At 74.2% G+C, this 16548-nt stretch carries 14 protein-coding genes and 1 riboswitch; of the genes, 2 read left to right on the top strand and 12 right to left on the bottom strand.

Going from position 1 to position 16548, the window contains the following annotated elements:
- Window positions 1-131: 131 nt before the first annotated feature.
- Window positions 132-228, bottom strand: a riboswitch (glycine riboswitch).
- 140 nt (window positions 229-368) lie between these two features.
- Complete coding sequence (locus tag B124_RS10930; RefSeq protein WP_496502541.1) at window positions 369-779, top strand: PRC-barrel domain-containing protein; 411 nt, start codon at window positions 369-371, stop codon at window positions 777-779.
- On the opposite strand, the gene B124_RS10925 is transcribed toward B124_RS10930, so the two are convergent.
- The 10 genes from B124_RS10925 to clsA form a co-directional block, all read right to left on the bottom strand.
- Window positions 780-2150 carry a DNA polymerase IV gene (locus B124_RS10925; RefSeq protein ID WP_496502540.1) on the bottom strand — a complete coding sequence of 457 codons (1371 nt, stop codon included), beginning with the start codon at window positions 2148-2150 and terminating at the stop codon, window positions 780-782.
- 102 nt (window positions 2151-2252) lie between these two features.
- Entirely contained in the window at window positions 2253-2852 is a 600-nt protein-coding gene (locus B124_RS10920; RefSeq protein ID WP_496502539.1) for a MerR family transcriptional regulator, read from the bottom strand.
- 158 nt (window positions 2853-3010) lie between these two features.
- A complete protein-coding gene (locus B124_RS10915) occupies window positions 3011-3484 on the bottom strand; it encodes a bifunctional nuclease family protein (RefSeq protein WP_407563429.1) in 474 nt (157 codons plus the stop codon).
- Window positions 3485-3537: 53 nt separating this feature from the next.
- A complete protein-coding gene (gene ftsR, locus B124_RS10910) occupies window positions 3538-4257 on the bottom strand; it encodes a transcriptional regulator FtsR (RefSeq protein ID WP_496502538.1) in 720 nt (239 codons plus the stop codon).
- Window positions 4258-4289: 32 nt separating this feature from the next.
- Entirely contained in the window at window positions 4290-5114 is an 825-nt protein-coding gene (locus B124_RS10905) for a double zinc ribbon and FHA domain-containing protein (RefSeq protein WP_496502537.1), read from the bottom strand.
- Window positions 5115-5269: 155 nt separating this feature from the next.
- Window positions 5270-6103, bottom strand: a complete 834-nt coding sequence (locus B124_RS10900; protein WP_496502611.1) for a DUF881 domain-containing protein — start codon at window positions 6101-6103, stop codon at window positions 5270-5272.
- A 242-nt stretch (window positions 6104-6345) separates the two neighbouring features.
- Window positions 6346-6678: a small basic family protein gene (locus B124_RS10895; protein ID WP_027744874.1), complete on the bottom strand. Its 333-nt coding sequence runs from the start codon at window positions 6676-6678 to the stop codon at window positions 6346-6348.
- Window positions 6675-7568: a DUF881 domain-containing protein gene (locus B124_RS10890; protein ID WP_496502536.1), complete on the bottom strand. Its 894-nt coding sequence runs from the start codon at window positions 7566-7568 to the stop codon at window positions 6675-6677. Before B124_RS10890 ends, B124_RS10895 begins: the two co-directional genes overlap by 4 nt.
- 81 nt (window positions 7569-7649) lie before the next feature.
- The gene (locus tag B124_RS10885; protein WP_496502535.1) at window positions 7650-10169 is read right to left on the bottom strand and encodes a sugar phosphate nucleotidyltransferase; all 2520 of its coding nucleotides are present in this window, start codon (window positions 10167-10169) and stop codon (window positions 7650-7652) included.
- A 47-nt stretch (window positions 10170-10216) separates the two neighbouring features.
- Window positions 10217-10837 (bottom strand): cardiolipin synthase ClsA, encoded by a 621-nt coding sequence (gene clsA, locus B124_RS10880; RefSeq protein ID WP_496502534.1) that lies wholly within the window; start codon window positions 10835-10837, stop codon window positions 10217-10219.
- A gap of 455 nt (window positions 10838-11292) precedes the next feature.
- Here clsA and ptsP point away from each other — a divergent pair, with 455 nt between their 5' ends.
- Window positions 11293-12963 (top strand): phosphoenolpyruvate--protein phosphotransferase, encoded by a 1671-nt coding sequence (gene ptsP / locus B124_RS10875; protein WP_496502533.1) that lies wholly within the window; start codon window positions 11293-11295, stop codon window positions 12961-12963.
- Window positions 12964-13232: 269 nt separating this feature from the next.
- Here ptsP and B124_RS10870 read toward each other — a convergent pair whose 3' ends face one another.
- Both B124_RS10870 and B124_RS10865 read right to left on the bottom strand, forming a co-directional pair.
- The gene (locus B124_RS10870) at window positions 13233-14117 is read right to left on the bottom strand and encodes a DUF8829 domain-containing protein (RefSeq protein ID WP_496502532.1); all 885 of its coding nucleotides are present in this window, start codon (window positions 14115-14117) and stop codon (window positions 13233-13235) included.
- Between the two features lie 68 nt (window positions 14118-14185).
- Window positions 14186-16297 (bottom strand): acetoacetate--CoA ligase, encoded by a 2112-nt coding sequence (locus tag B124_RS10865; protein ID WP_496502531.1) that lies wholly within the window; start codon window positions 16295-16297, stop codon window positions 14186-14188.
- Between the last annotated feature and the right edge of the window lie 251 nt (window positions 16298-16548).

Raw genomic sequence — 16548 nt, 5'->3', positions numbered from 1 at the left:
CACCCGTACGGCCTCCCCCTCTGTCATCCGGACCTGAGAGCTTCACCGGTACGCCCTGACTGGGCGCGAGCCGGCTTGCACCGTCGGTGAGGGAAGGCCGCGCGGCGGCCCGCCCTGCTTTCCAGAGTGACCTCGTCCGTGCGGTACGGGGGCCTGAGAGATTCCGGGGAGGAGTTGCTCCTTCGGCGCCTCCGGCTGGCGGTCGGAGGACTCTCCCGCACGGGGTCTGCAGCCACGGTCAGGGTACCAGCGCACGCCCCCGCGCTTCCCGGCGCGGGCGCTCCCCCGGTGCGCCCGGGCGGCGCCCGCCGAGTGGCCGCGGGGCGCATTGTGCCGTTACGTGGAGGGCAGCGGAGCTGTGACGAGACGTGGGAGGCACCGTGCAGACCGACATCGACCCCCGGAGCCTGATCGGCGTACGCGCGTACGACAGCGACGGCGGCAAGCTCGGGACCGTCGACGAGGTGTACCTCGACGACGCCACCGGCGCCCCGCAGTGGGCGGCCGTGCGCACGGGCCTGTTCCACCGCGACGCGTTCGTGCCGCTGGGGCCGAGCGAGCTGGCCGACGAGGGCCTGCGGGTGCCGTTCGACCGGGCGCTGATCAAGGACGCGCCGGACTTCGGCGTCGGCCGGCACCTCTCCCCCGCGCAGGAGCTCCAGCTCTACCACCACTACGGCATGGCGCTGCCGCCCGACGTCGCCAAGAACCACCCGAACCACCAGCCGCGGCCGTCGCAGGACCGGGACTTCGGCGAGGTCGCCGGCTCCGGCGACTGATCAGCCGCCGGGCGCCAGCGGCAGCGGGTCCGCCGGCTGCAGCGCCGGGTCGTCGGCGGCGAACGTACGCACCCGCCCGGGCGCCGAGCCCGGCACCTCGAACCGCACGGTGACCCGGCCGACGCCGCTGCCCTGCACCCAGCCGGGGCCGTACTCGGCGTGCCGTACGTCCCGCCCCGGCAGCCAGCGCGGAGCAGCCGGCTCCGGCGCCGCGGGGGCCGGGGGCGGGGCCGGCTCAGGCGGCGGCAGCGCCACCGGGCCGTCGGCGTCCACCGGCCCGTGCTGCGCCTCCGGCGCCTGGCCGGCCTGCGCGAACAGGTCCTCCTGCGTGAAGTCCGCCAGCCCGCTGACGCCGACGCCCAGCAGCCGCACCCCCGCGGTCGTCTCCACGCTGTCCAGCAGCCGCAGCGCCGCCTCGGTGACCACGGCCGGGTCGTCGGTGGGGCCCCGCAGGGTCTCGGAGCGGGTCAGGGTGGAGAAGTCGTACCGCCGGACCTTCAGGACCACCGTGCGGCCGGAGCGCCCCGCGCCGCGCAGCCGCGTCACGCACCGCTGCGCCAGCCGCTCCACCTCCGTGCGGATACGGATCCGGTCGGTGAGGTCGACGTCGAAGGTGTCCTCGACGGAGACGGACTTGGTGTCCCGGCCCGCGACCACCGGCCGCTCGTCCAGACCCAGCGCCATCACATGGATCCCGGTGCCGTGCGCCTTGCCCAGCAGCCGCACCATCTCGTCCTCGCCGGCGTCGGCGATCTCCCCGACCGTGGTGATCCCGGCCCGGCGCAGCGCGTCCGCCGTCGCCGGGCCCACGCCCGGCAGCGTACGCACGCTCATCGGCCCCAGCAGCGCCCGCTCGCCGCCAGGCGGGACCACAACCAGGCCGTCCGGCTTGGCCAGCTCGGAGGCGACCTTGGCGAGCATCTTGGAGGCGGCGAGCCCCACGGACCCGGTCAGGCCCGTGGCGGCGCGGATGTCCGCGCGCAGCCGGCGCGCCACGCCCCGCAGCGCCGCCTCCTCGGCGGGCGTGCCGCCGGCTTCGAGGTCGACGAACGCCTCGTCCAGGCTCAGCGGCTCCACCAGCGGCGACAGCTCCCCGAGCAGTGCCATGACCTGGCCGCTGACCTGCTGATAAAGCCCGAAGCGGGGGATGAGGAACGCGGCGTTCGGGCAGAGCCTGCGGGCCATGCCCATGGCCATCGCCGAGTGCACCCCGAAGGCCCGCGCCTCGTACGACGCGGTGGCCACCACGCCGCGCGGTCCGAGGCCGCCGACGATCACGGCCTTGCCCCTCAGGCTCGGCTTGGCGGCCTGCTCGACCGCGGCGTAGAACGCGTCCATGTCCAGATGCAGGACCGACGGCGCACTTCTCACACGGTGATGGTGCCCCATGGGTACGACATCGGCCCGGCAGCGCCCGCAGGGCCGCCGCGACGGCACCGTACGGGAGGTGGGTGCGGGCGTACGGACCGGGCGTCAGCCGGCGCGGCTGCGGCGGCGCGCCAGCTCGTCGGCGGCGTTGTGCCCGACCAGCGTCTCGCCGGTGTCGATGCGCTCCGCGTGCAGTTGCGCGAGGGCCGCCTGCACGTCGCTGAAGACCACGCCGACGGCGATGCCGAAGATGCCCTGGCCGCCCTGGAGCAGCTCGACGACCTCGTCCGGGGACGTGCATCCGCAGACCGTGGCCCCGTCGCTGATGAGCGTCATGCGCCGCAGGTCGGCGGTGCCGGTGGCGCGCAGGTGCCGTACGGCCGTCCGGATGCTCTGCAGCGAGACGCCCGCGTCCAGCAGCCGTTTGACGATCTTGAGTACGACGACGTCGTGGGGGCTGTAGAGCCGCTGGGTGCCCGCGCCGTGCGCGGGGCGGACGCCGGGCTCGACCAGGCCCGTACGGGCCCAGTAGTCGAGCTGGCGGTACGTGATGCCGGCCGCTGCGCACGCGGCGGGCCCCCGGTAGCCGACCTCGTCCCGGTCCGCGGAGGCGGCCTGCGGCTGCCTCGCGGGCTCCGCGCCGCGACCGTACAGCGGAACAGCTCCGCCCCCTCCGGCCGATCTCCCGCCGCCCGTGACCACCACGCCGACCTCCCGCTCCCTGACCTGCCTCCCGACGGTAGGCAGTCGCCCCGGGCGCGTCAACGAACGCCACACGGGGCACGCCGGGTGCTCATCACCCTACGGGTGGTTTGCCGGCGGCGCCCCTGCGGTAGGCCCGGGCGGGCTGCCGCGGGCGGCGGTCACTGGGGGTTCGTACCGAAGTCCTCGGGCGTGATCTGGTCGAGGAACTCGCGGAACTTCTCCACCTCGTCCTCCTGCTCGTCCGGGATCGAGATACCCGCGTCGTTGAGCACTCCTTCGCTGCCGTAGATCGGCGTGCCGGTGCGCAGGGCGAGCGCGATGGCGTCAGAGGGGCGGGCGCTCACCTCGGCGCCGCCGGAGAACACCAGCTCGGCGTAGAACACTCCTTCCCTCAGGTCCGTGATCCGGACCTCGGCGAGCTCCTGGCCGACCGCGTCCAGCACGTTCTTGAACAGGTCATGGGTCAGCGGGCGCGCGGGGGTCATGCCCTGCTGCGCGAAGGCGATCGCCGTCGCCTCCCCAGGACCGATCCAGATGGGGAGGTACCGATCGCCGCCCACTTCACGCAGGAGAACGATCGGTTGGTTCGAGGGCATTTCCACCCGGACACCCACAACGTCGAGCTCGTTCACACAGCAACCCTAGGCCGACCCCGGCGGTTTTGGGTAGTCGAGCACGGGACCGGTCAGCCGCCGGCGACCCGCAGAGAAGACCGCACGAGGGTCGTGTGCAGCCGCGCGGACAGCTCGATCAGCCGTTCGGCGGTGGTTTCCGCGTGGGCTCGCGTCTGCGGGCTGCGGTGCCGCCGCAGCGGGCCGACGACCTGTTCGACCAGGCCGGCCTCGCGGTCGGCGGCGGCCTTCAGCCCGCGCAGGTGACGTGCCTGGACCCCGTAGCTGCCGAGCTCGGCGACGAGGCGGGCGACGGCGGCGGCATCCGCGTCGTAGAGCCCGTCGGCGTCCGGGGCGACGAGGCCGAACTCCTCCCAGGACGCCAGTTCGTCCTCGCCGACGGCGGCGGTGCGCAGAAGCGTCGCACGGTCGATACGGGGATCGTGGGGGGCCCTGGCCGCCGGGACCCCGGGGCCGGCGCCGGCCGCGGGCTCGGCGTCCAACTGCTCACGGATGACCCGCAGCGGCAGGTAGTGGTCCCGCTGCATGCGCAGGATCCGGGCCAGCCGCTCGACGTCCCCGGCGCCGAACTTGCGATAGCCGCCCGGGGAGCGCTGCGGCTCCACCAGGCCCTCCGACTCCAGAAAGCGGATCTTGGAGATGGTGACCTCGGGAAACTCCTCGCGGAGCACGGCGAGGACGCCCCCGATGCTCAGCTGCCGGTCGCGTGCCCGGCGCCGGTCCGGCCGGTCCGCTTCCGGGGCGGCGGTGCCGCCCCTCGGGGTGTCGCCCATCGCTTCCGTCCCGTGGTCGTCTGCTCCCGCCGTCAGGCGGCGCGCCGGCTGGCGAAGAAGACCAGCCGGAACTTTCCGATCTGCACCTCGTCCCCGCTGGTCAGCTCGATCTCGTCGATCCGCTCGCGGTTGACGTACGTGCCGTTGAGGCTGCCGACGTCGGCGACCGAGAACCGGCCGTCAGGGGCCCGGCGGAACTCTACGTGCCGCCGGGAGACCGTGACGTCGTCCAGGAAGATGTCGCTCTGCGGGTGGCGCCCGACGGTGGTCAGCTCGCTGTCCAGCAGGAAGCGGGATCCGGAGTTGGGGCCGCGGCGGACGACGAGCAGCGCGGAGCCCGGCGGCAGTGCGTCGACCGCCGCCTGCGCCTCGGGCGACAGCGGCGGCAGCGTCTGCCCGCCGCTGGCGACCTCGGCCTCGTACGCCTCAAGGCCCGAGATGGAGATCGTGGTGGTGGTCTCCGAGGGACGCTCGGCCACACCTGCCCGCAGCGGAGCGCCGCAGTTGGAGCAGAACCGGCTCGCCTGCGCGTTGCGGGCCCCGCACCTGTTGCATACCGGCAGGTCCATGGAGTGTGCCTCCTGCTGCGGAGCGCCCGCAGCGGCGTCGGGCGGATGCGAGCCGGGGGCGAACCCTCCACCCGCACTTGAGGTTGACGGTCCCCCGAAACCTATGCGGCCCGACGCGGCAGGGTCAACATAGGACTCGCCCTGACCACCCGGAATGCCGCCGGGCGGCGGAGGCGCCTCATCACGGTACAACGCACGCTCGCCGCCCTCGCCGCCCTGGGACGCGGCGCGGTGCCGACCCGGCCGATCCGCCGAGCCCCTCCCGAACAACTTAGCGAACAACTTCACGGGCGATTCCCCTTGACCGTCGGACAGGCCCGTGTTCGAGCAGGTCACTCGACACGCGCATCAGCGGCACCGGACATTCACTGAACGTCCACAACCCCCGGACAGTTTCCCCTACGTGAACGCAGCCGATGCCTCGACCCCCCGTAACCTTGAGGTCACGACGACGACCGAGCGTAGTCAGGCCGCTTCTCCCGCCGCAAGGCGTCCACGAGGACCGTGTCCCGGGGCTCGATGGACACCGTAGCCTGCTCCTCCTCCATGGTCTGAACCACCCCACCGGGGATGTTCAGCGCGGGCTCCAGATCCTCGGCGCGGCCGATCACACGGAAGACGTACGGCTGGGAGACCCGTCGGCCGTCGATCGCCACGTCGCTCTCGCCGATGTCCGCGAAGTGCGTGCCCGCGACCACGCGCACGCCGTTGATCTGGATCGCCTCCGCGCCGGCGGCGCGCAGCTCCTGGATCGTGTCGAGCAGCATGTCCGCCTCGACCGCGCCCTCGGGGCCGCGGACGGTGATCTCGATGCCGGGCCCCTCGGCGGCGACGGTGCCGGCCAGTACGCCGAGCTGGCGCTCCTTGGCCTCCGTCTGGCGGCGCGCCTCCTCGGCCTGGTCGGAGCTGTTCTCCAGCTCGGCCTTCTGGTCCTCCAGCCGCTCGCGCTCGTCTTCAAGCCGCTGGGTGCGGTCGTCCAGCTCGTCCAGGATCCGTACGAGATCCTCCTGCCGGGCGCCGCGCAGCGCGCTGGACTCGCCCGTGGAGCGGACCTGGATGGCCAGGCCCAGGCCGAGCACGAACAGCAGCAGGGCGACGATCAGTTGGGAGCGGGTCACCCGGGGCGGCCACACGGCGTCGACCAGGCGGCGCCTGCCGGCGCCGAGCGACGGCTCGGGCGGGGCGGGCGGCTCGGGGAGTGCGGCGCGTTCTTCGGGCGCCGCGGGCTCGGGCGGCCGGGGCGCCGTGGGCGGCGGCGCGGAAGGCCGCTGCCGCAGGGGCGGACGCTGCGGCGCCGGAAGCTGCCGCGGCGCCTCGGACCGCTGCGGGGGCGGCTGGCGCGGTGGCTGCTGCAGCTGCGGCGGCTGCTTCCGGGAGTGGCGCGGCGGCTGGTGCCGGGTCGCCGGCGGGCTCGGCGGTGCGGGCGGCGCAGGCGGCACACCGGGCGCGTCCTGCGGGTACGCGGCGGGCGGGTCGCCCGGGCGCGGAGGGTTCACAGGAGTCTCGTCGGACACGGGCGTCACGCCTGGAAGACGTGCCGCCGGATGGCGGCGGCGTTGGAGAAGATCCGGATGCCCAGCACGACCACGACGCCGGTGGAGAGCTGCGCGCCGACGCCCAGCTTGTCGCCGAGGAAGACGATCAGCGCGGCCACGACGACGTTCGACAGGAACGACACCACGAAGACCTTGTCGTCGAAGATCCCGTCGAGCATGGCCCGCAGCGCCCCGAAGACCGCGTCGAGCGCGGCGACGACGGCGATGGGCAGGTACGGCTCCAGGCCCGCCGGCACCACGGGCTGGACCACGAGGCCCATGACGATGCCCGCGACGAGGCCCAGTACGGCGATCACGAGGGGTGGTTCTCCTTCGGTTCTGCGTAGCGGAGGGACAGGCCGGTGGCGGCCGGCAGCCGGAGGTCGTTCCGCACGGACACCCCGGCCCTGATGCCGTAGTTGTCCTGGAGCACGTCCAGGTAATGGCCGTCTGGGTTCTCCCGGAACCGCTCCAGCAGGTGTTCACCGTCGCCGATGGCCAGCACCGTGTACGGCGGCGCCAGCGGGCGGTTGTCGACGAGGATGGCGTCGCCGGCCGCCCGGATCGCGGACAGGGCGGTGAGCCGGCGGCCGTTGACGGAGACGGCGTCGGCGCCGGCGAGCCAGAGGCCGTTGACGATGCGCTGCAGGTCGCGGTCGCGTACCCGGCCGTCGTCGGCGAAGCTCGTGGAGCTGCGCGGGCCGCCGGTCGCGCCGGTGCCCGCGTCGGCGGCGTCGTCGACCACGAGACGTACGCCGGGCCCGCGGGCCTCGGCGGCCCCGGCAAGCAGCGCGAGCAGGGCCGCCCGGTCGCTCCCGCTCTCCTCCAGCACCTCCCGCTGGCGGTTGGCCACCTCGCCGTGCAGTTGCTCGACCGAGCGGTCGAGGTCGTCCGCCGCGGCGGTACGGTCCTCGACCCGCTCGATCAGCTCCTCGCGCTCGCGGGCGAGGTCGGGCGCCTCGATCCGCGCCTCGGCGGCGCCGACGGTGAGGACCAGCGCGGTCAGCACCAGGCCGGCGGCCAGCCAGGCCCGCCCGCGCAGGCGCTGCGGAAGCCGCTCGCCGCGCGGGCGTACGCCGTGGCGCGCGGCGGCCTCGGCGTACCCGTCGTCCAGGCTGTGGTCCATCAGCCGGGTCAGCAGCGACATGGAAGCGTCCGGACGGGGGCGTGCCGGTGCGCTGCTCCGTTCGGGGGGCTGCTGCGGCATGCCGGACATCGTTGCACGCCGGGAGGGCTTATGGTGCCGCGACCCCTGGGTTGGGTGAACTGTCGCTCCGCTGTGCCCGCGTCAGCCGCCGCTCCCGTCGCCGCTGCCGTCGCCGCCCCCGTCGACGACCGCAGCCCACTCGTCGAGCAGGGCTTCGGCGGACGCCTGGTCGGGCCCCTCGGCCCACAGGTGCGTGACCGCCTCGGCGCGGTCCGGGAGCACCAGCACCCAGCGGCCGTCCGCCTCCACGACGCGGACGCCGTCGGTGGTGTCGACTTCGCGGGTGCCCGCGGCCTCCACCACCCGGCGCATGACCATGCCCTTGACGGCCCACGGAGTGGCCAGGTCCCGGCCCAGCACGTATGCCTGCGGGATGCGGGCGTCGATCTGGCTGAGGGTGAGCTGGGTGCGTGCGACCAGGCCGGTGAGCCGGGCGAAGGCGGCGGCGCCGTCGAAGACGGAGGAGAACTCCGGGACGATGAAGCCGCCGCGGCCGTCGCCGCCGAAGACGGCGTCGTCCATCCGCGCCACCCGGGCCAGATCGTCGGGCGAGGTCGTCGTCCACTCCACCTGTGTGCCGTGGTACGCGGCCACCTGCTCGGCGACGCGCGTCGTCGTCACCGGCATCGCCACCCGCCCGCTGCGCCGCTCCGCCGCGACCAGGTCCAGCATGACGAGCAGCGCCCGGTCGTCCTCGACGATCCGGCCCTTCTCGTCGACCAGGGAGATGCGTTCGCCGACGGGGTCGAAGCGCACGCCGAACGCGGCGCGCGCGGAGGACACGATCTCGCCGAGGCGCACGAGGCCGGCGCGGCGCGACTGCGGCGTCTCCGTCGGCCGGGACTCGTCCAGGCCGGTGTTGATGGTCAGCGCGTCCACGCCGAGGCGGCCGAGGAGGCTCGGCAGCACCAGGCCGGCACTGCCGTGGCAGGCGTCCACGACGACCTTCAGGCCGGCCTCGGCGATGCCCCCGGTGTCCACGGCGCGCAGCAGCGAGCCGGTGTACGAGTCGAAGACGCTGGCCGGGAAGCTCAGGTCGCCGATCTCGCCGGGGAACGCGCGGCGGTACTCCTGGCGGGCGTAGACGCGGTCGAGCTTGCGCTGCGCGGCCTGGGAGAGGTCGGCGCCGCGCTCGTCGAGGAACATGATGTCGACGGAGTCCTGCACGCCGGGGGTGGTGCGGATCATGATGCCGCCGGCGCTGCCGCGCGCGGTGCGCTGCCGGGCCACGGGCAGCGGCACGTTCTCCAGGTCCCGTACGTCGATGGCGCTGGCCTGCAGGGCGGAGATCACCGCGCGCTTGAGCGCCCGGGCCCCGCGGGAGTGGTCGCGGGCGGTGGTGACGCTGGAGCCCTTCTTCAGCGTGGTGGCGTACGCGCCCGCCAGCCGGACGGCGAGCTCGGGGGTGATCTCGACGTTGAGGATGCCGGAGACGCCGCGGGCGCCGAAGAGATGGGCCTGACCGCGCGACTCCCAGATCACGGAGGTGTTGACGAACGCGCCCGCCTCGATGGTCTTGAAGGGGTAGACGCGCACATTGCCCTGGATGATCGATTCTTCGCCGATCAGGCACTCGTCGCCGATGACCGCGCCGTCCTCGATCCGCGCGGCCCGCATGACGTCGGTGTTCTTGCCGATGACGCAGCCGCGGAGGTTGCTGTGGCCGCCGACGTAGACGTTGTCGTGGATGACGGCGCGGTGCAGGAACGCGCCTTGCTTGACGACGACGTTGGAGCCGAGCACCGAGTGCTCACGGACCTCGGCGCCCTGCTCGACCTTGGCGTAGTCGCCGATGTAGAGCGGGCCGCGCAGGACGGCCTCGGGGTGCACCTCAGCGCCCTCGGCGACCCAGACGCCGGGGGAGATCTCGAAGCCCTCCAGATCGAGGTCGACCTTGCCCTCCAGCACGTCGGCCTGCGCCTTGACGTAGCTCTCGTGGGTGCCGACGTCCTCCCAGTAGCCCTCGGCCACGTAGCCGTAAATGGGCTTGCCGTCCTTCATCAACTGCGGGAAGACATCACCGGACCAGTCGACGGAGGTGTCCGCCTCGACGTAGTCGAAGACCTCGGGCTCCATCACGTAGATGCCGGTGTTGACCGTGTCGGAGAAGACCTGCCCCCAGGTGGGCTTCTCCAGGAACCGCTCGACCCTGCCCTCCTCGTCGACGATGGTGATGCCGAACTCCAGCGGGTTGGGGACCCGGGTGAGGCAGACGGTGACCAGCGCGCCCTTCTCGCGGTGGAACGCGATCAGGTCGGTGAGGTCGAAGTCGGTGAGTGCGTCGCCGGAGATGACGAGGAACGAGTCGTCCTTCAGTGCCTCCTCGGCGTTCTTGACGCTGCCCGCGGTGCCCAGCGGACGGTCCTCGTTGGCGTAGGTGAGCTCCATGCCGAGCTCCTCGCCGTCCCCGAAGTAGTTACGCACCAGGGAGGCGAGGAACTGGACGGTCACCACCGTCTCCGTGAGCCCGTGGCGTTTGAGCAGCCGCAGGACGTGCTCCATGATCGGCCGGTTCACCACCGGCAGCAGGGGCTTGGGCATGCTCGCGGTCATGGGGCGCAGGCGGGTGCCTTCGCCCCCAGCCATCACGACGGCCTTCATATCGGAAGCGTCCTCCTTGGGCGTGAGACGGCGATGCCGGCTGCCGCCTAGTCGGGGGTGGTGTCCGCGTGGGCGTCCCTTCGGATGAGACGGCGTACCTGGATGAGGTAGAGGCCGCCGGCCCACCAGTACAGCGCTGTACCCCAGCCGGCGAACGCCCATCCGAAAATAGCAGAGAGTGACGACACCCATCCACTTGCGTCACTGAGCAGGAGCAAGGGGAAGGCGTACATCAGACAGAAGGTGGCGGACTTGCCCAGGAAGTTCACCTGCGGCGGCGGATAGCCGTGGCGGCCGAGCAGCCAGACGGCCACGCCGACGATCGCGTCGCGGGACAGCAGCAGGACGGTCAGCCACAGCGGCAGGATCTCCCGCCAGGTCAGGCCGACGAGCGTGGCCAGGATGTAGAGCCGGTCGGCGGCCGGGTCGAGGATGCGGCCCAGGTTGGAGACCTGGTTCCAGCGCCGGGCGAGCTTGCCGTCGAGATAGTCGCTGACGCCGCTGAACGCGAGGATCACCAGCGCCCAGCCGTCGGCGTTGGGGCCGCCGAACTCGGGCCACAGGATGAGCCAGAGGAAGACGGGCACCAGGACGAGCCGGGACATGCTGAGGAGGTTGGGGACGGTGAAGATCCGGTCCGTCGATGCAGCCGTCTCCTGGACCTCCACCCGCGTGCCTCCCCGTCCGTTCCCGCCGGTTCCGCCAGACGCGCCGACGATGCGTTCCGACCTTACCCGCCGGCGGGAACGGGCCCGCGCGCAGGCCGGTGCGTGGGCCGGCGCCCCGGGCGGTGCGGCAGGCGGTCCTGCGGCCCGCTCGGGGGGTGGACCCGGAGGGGGACGGCGGCGCGCCCCGGCTGGCTTCACGCGCCACGGAACGGCCAGTTCCGACCGGTTGCCCTGCGGGAGCGGCACGGCCTCGGCGGACGCGGTCGGCGCCGACCCCCCGCTGGTCTCTGGCGGCCCCGGCATGACTCAAGTCTCGCCCCCGCCCACCGGCCGCGCCATCGGACCCGGGAGCAACGGGCCGGGAGCGGCCATCCGGCGGGCCCCGGTGCCGCGGCCCGGGGTGCGTACGGCGGCCGCGGCGGGACGCCGGAGCGCACTTGCGGAACACTGGGGGGATGGAGACGACCCTGCGAGGCGTCGGCGTGAGCCACGGGGTGGCGATCGGCGAGGCACGGCACATGGGCACGGCGGTGCTCGAACCGCCGGCGAAGCAGATTCCCGCGGCGGAGGCGCCGCGCGAACAGGAACGGGTGCGCAAGGCCGTGGAGGCGGTGGCCGCCGACCTGACGGCGCGCGGCAACCTGGCCGGCGGCGAGGCGCAGGCCGTGCTGGAAGCACAGGCCATGATCGCGCAGGATCCGGAGCTGGCGGCGGACGTGGAGCGGCGGATCGCGGTCGGCTCCTCCGCCGAGCGGGCCGTGTACGACGCCTTCGCGGCGTACCGCGAACTGCTGGCCGGCGCCGGGGAGTACATGGCCGGCCGGGTCGCCGACCTGGACGACGTGCGCAACCGGATCGTGGCCCGGCTGCTGGGCGTGCCGATGCCGGGGGTGCCGGACAGCGATGAGCCGTACGTGCTGATCGCCCGCGACCTGGCGCCCGCCGACACCGCCCTTCTCGACCCCTCGCTCGTCCTCGGCTTCGTCACCGAGGAGGGCGGGCCGACGAGCCACAGCGCGATCCTCGCCCGCGCGCTCGGCGTGCCCGCGGTGGTGGCGCTGCCGGGCGCCGGAGAGCTGGCCGAGGGGACGGTCGTGGCCGTCGACGGCTCGACCGGCGAGGTGTTCGTCGAACCCGGGCCCGGCAAGCGCGCGCAGATGGCGCAGGTGGCGGCCGAGCGCAGGGCGGCGCTGGCGGCTGCCACCGGTCCCGGGGCGACCTCCGACGGCCACAAGGTGCCGCTGCTGGCGAACGTCGGCGGCCCGGCGGACGTGCCGGCGGCCGTCGCCGCGGGTGCGGAGGGCGTGGGCCTGTTCCGCACGGAGTTCCTGTTCCTGGACGACAGCCGGACGGCGCCGTCGGAGGAGACGCAGCTCAAGGCGTACCGCCAGGTGCTGGAGGCGTTTCCGGAGGGCCGGGTCGTCGTACGCGTCCTGGACGCGGGCGCGGACAAGCCGCTGGAGTTCCTCACCCCGGCCGACGAGCCGAACCCGGCACTGGGCGTCCGCGGGCTGCGCTCGCTGCTGGCCCATCCCGACGTGCTGCGCACGCAGCTCACCGCGCTGTCCCAGGCGGCGGCCGGACTGCCGGTCTACCTCGAAGTGATGGCGCCGATGGTGGCGGACCGCCAGGACGCTGCGGCCTTCGCGGCGGCGTGCCGCGACGCGGGGCTGCGGGCGAAGGCCGGCGCCATGGTGGAGATCCCGGCGGCGGCGCTGCGCTCGCGGGCGATCCTGCAGGAGGTCGAGTTCCTGTCGCTGGGCACGAACGACCTGGCGCAGTACGCCTTCGCGGCCGACCGAGAGGCCGGCGCGCTGGCGCGGCTGCAGGATCCGTGGCAGCCGGCGCTGCTGGACCTGGTGTCCTTCGCGGCGGAGGGCGCCAAGGCGGAGGGCAAGAGCTGCGGCGTGTGCGGCGAGGCCGCGTCGGACCCGCTGCTGGCGTGCGTGCTGACGGGGCTGGGGGTCACGTCGCTGTCGATGGGCGCTGCGGCGATCCCGTACGTCCGGGCGGCGCTGGCGAAGCGGACGCTGGCCCAGTGCGAACGCGCGGCTTCGGCGGCACGGGCGGCGGACACGGCAGAGGAGGCGCGGGAGGCGGCGCGGACGGTCCTGTCCGGCGAGTAGGCGGGCCGCCGCCGGCCAGGCCGGCGAGCCGTCCGCCGAAGGGCTGCCGGAGTGAGCCGCCAGCACGGCACGGGTGGGCGGGGGTGGGGCGACGAGGGCTGTTCCCCGGCTCCGCCCCTTCCCGGAACCGGGGCTGCCGCCCCGGACCCCGTACGCCGCCACCGGCCGGCGCGGCCCTCCGGGCCCGCCGGCGCGGCACGGCGGCACGGCGCTGCCGGCCCGCAGGGCCTCTCGACGGCTCGCGGACAGCCCCCGGCTCCTCCGCGCCGTCATCGGTGGCAGCCCTTCTCCGGGCGGGCCAGCGGGGTGCCGGCGCGGTACGCGACACCGGGCTCCGGAGGAAGGGGGGCTCCCGTTCTGGCGTCCGTGCAGTACGCCGCGTTGACCTCCTTCTCCGTCAGCGGCTCCAGCCAGCCGTCCCGCAGGCGCCAGCCGCGCACCTGCTGGCTGCCGTCCGCCCGGGTCGTACGGGCCACCACCCCGCCCGTCCCCGACGTGACGATGCCCGCCGCCAGCACCAGCCGCAGCGCCTCCGCCTCCGGGAGCCGCAGCCGCGGCGGCGCCGCTCCTTCCGGCACCGCGCTGCGGGCCACCGCGACGAGGGGGTAGCCCGCCGAGCGGACCGTGCTCACCACGTGCTGCGGTTCCGGGCCCAGGGCCTGTGTCAGCCGGTCGACCAGCACGCCCGCGCGGGCCAGCGCCGCGTCCGCGCGGTGCTCGCCGCAGTCCTCGCAGCGCCCCGCCGCCGCCAGCAGCGTCGCCGCGCGCTCGCGGGAGCGGCTGCGGGCCGCCTCGTCGAGCAGTCGGGGCACCAGCCGGTCCATCGGCTGCCCCCCGTACGGCACGGCGGGGCCGCGGGCGGCGGCCTCCGCCACGTACCGGCAGCGGCTCGCCGGGCTGTCCGGCTCCAGGCCCCGTTCCGCGCAGAAGTGCGCGAAGCCCGGCGGGTCGAAGAGCGCCACCGCCGTGTACGCCCCCTGCGCCGCCCGGGCCCGCAGCACGCCCTCCACCTGCCGCAGATACGCGGCGTGGTCGTCGAAGGGAAAGCTCCCGTACCGCCTCATCGCCGCGAAATCCGCGGCATCCGCCAACAGCCCCACGGTGCCCGGCATCTCCCGGCGCAGCAGCCGGGCGTCCGTCCTCGTACGCGCCATGACTCCCCCTCTACGGAACGCAACCAATCACTACGCACCGTAATCGAGGGGTCTGACAATCCCCGGGGTCAGCTCCGCTCGCGGGCCAGCCGCTCGTAGAACCTCAGCAGCTCCACCCGGTCCACCGACCCCGGGTTGACCGCCTTCTCCAGCGGTGTGCCCTGCAGCATCCGCTTGACCGGCACCTCCAGCCGCTTGCCGGTCAGCGTGTGCGGCACGCCCTCGACCTCGATCACCTCGTCCGGCACGTGCCGCGGCGACAGTTGCCCGCGGAGCGCGTCGCGGATCCGGTTCCGCAGGCCGTCGTCCAGCCGGGCACCGGCGGCCAGTTGGACGAAGAGCGGCATCCAGTACCCGCCGTCCGGCTGCTCCACGCCGATCACCAGCGACTCCCGCACCTCCGGCAGCCGCTCCACCACCTCGTAGATGTCCGCCGACCCCATCCGCACGCCCTGCCGGTTCAGCGTCGAGTCGGAGCGCCCGTGGATGACGACGGAGCCGCGGGAGGTGAGCGTGATCCAGTCGCCGTGGCGCCACACGCCGGGGTACGTCGAGAAGTAGCTGTCCCGGTAGCGCTCGCCGTCCGGGTCGTTCCAGAACCGCACGGGCATCGACGGCATCGGCTGCGCCACCACCAGCTCGCCCACCTCGTCCGTCACCGCCCCGCCCGCCGGGTCCCACGCCTGCAGGTCGGTGGCCAGGCACGCCGCCTGCAGCTCGCCGATGTGCACGGGCAGCGTCGGTACCGCGCCGGCGAAGCAACTGCACACGTCCGTGCCGCCGCTGACCGACGCGATCCACATGTCCGCCTGACCCGAAGGGCCGCCCGCCCGGTGGAACTCGTCGTGGATCCACCGGAATCCGTCCGGCGGCAGCGGCGAGCCGGTCGTGGCCACGCACCGCACCCGCGCCAGGTCGAGGTCGCGGCCCGGGTGCGCGTCCGCCTTGCGGCAGGCCATGACGTACGCGGCGGAGGTGCCGAAGAACGTCGCGCCCGTACGCTCCGCGACCCGCCACTGCCCCGCCACGTCCGGGTAGCCGGGGCTGCCGTCGTAGGTGATCACGGTGGCGCCCACCAGGAGGCCGGAGACGAGGAAGTTCCACATCATCCAGCCCGTGGAGGTGTACCAGAAGAAGCGGTCGCGCGGGCCGAGGTCGCAGTGCAGCGCGAGCTGCTTCAGGTGCTCCAGCAGGATGCCGCCCTGGGACTGCACGATCGCCTTGGGCAGGCCGGTGGTGCCGGAGGAGTACAGCACCCACAGCGGGTGGTCGAACGGCACCTGCTCGAAGACCGGTTCCGCCCCCGTGGCCACCAGCGCGTCCCACGCCAGGGCGCCGTCGGGCGGTGCGGTGCCGAGCAGCGGGACGTGCACGACGGCGCGCAGGCTGGGCAGTTCGCGGCGCAGTTCCGCGACGGTCTCGCGGCGGTCGTGTTCCTTGCCGCCGTAGCGGTAGCCGTCGACGGTGACGAGCACCACCGGCTCCACCTGGCGGAAGCGGTCCAGGACGCTGCGGGCGCCGAAGTCCGGGGAGCAGGAGGTCCACACGGCGCCGACGGCGGCGGTCGCCAGCAGCGCGACGACGGCCTGCGGGATGTTCGGCAGGTACGCGCCCACGCGGTCCCCGGGCCGTACGCCGAGCCGGCGCAGCTCCGCCGCGAGCGAGCCGACCTGCGCGCGCAGCTCCGCCCGGCTCACGGGCTGCGGCTCGGCGCCCTCGGCGACGTGCAGCAGCGCCGGACCGGCGGCACGGGGCTGCGGCTCGGCGCCCCCGTCGCCGGCGTCGTGGCGCAGCGCGTGCTCGGCGTAGTTGAGCCGGGCGCCGGGGAACCAGCGGGCGCCCGGCATGGCGGCGTCCGCGAGGACCGTCTCGTACGGGCGGGAGAACCGGACGTCGAACCACTCGGCCGCCGCCCGCCAGAACCGCTCCAGGCCGCCGTCCGGCGCCACCGACCAGCGGTGCAGCGCCGCGTAGTCCGCCTCCGGGCCGCCGGACCCGGGCGCCGGCGCGCCGTGGTGCTCGGCGGCCCAGCGGTGGAAGCGGGTGAGCTGTGCCTGCGCGACGCGCTCCGGCCCGGGCCGCCACAGCGCCGCGGGCGGCTCAGAGGCCGCGGACGGCGCAGGCGGCTCAGACGGCGCAGCGGGCGGCGCGGACGGTTCGGTGGGCGGCTGGCTCGGCATGGCGTGACTCCCGTGGTACGGCATCCGCATGAGGGTCTGCGCCGCCGCCGGTCGAGCGGGGCGGCTGCGGCGCTCGGGGAGCGCCCGGCGGGGGTGGCCGGGGCTCCGGTGAGACGATGCCACGTGATCGAATGCGGCACCAGTACGGCCGCTCCGTGCCGTCGTACGACGTGCGCGGGAGGCGCGTGACCGCACTCCCGGTGAACAGCGGTTGAACTCTCTCGCTCGCCGCGGTGCGCGGTGGCAGGCTG

The sequence above is a fragment of the Streptomyces sp. CNP082 genome (genome assembly GCF_059570535.1).
This window is presented reverse-complemented; position numbering and strand designations above follow the sequence as displayed.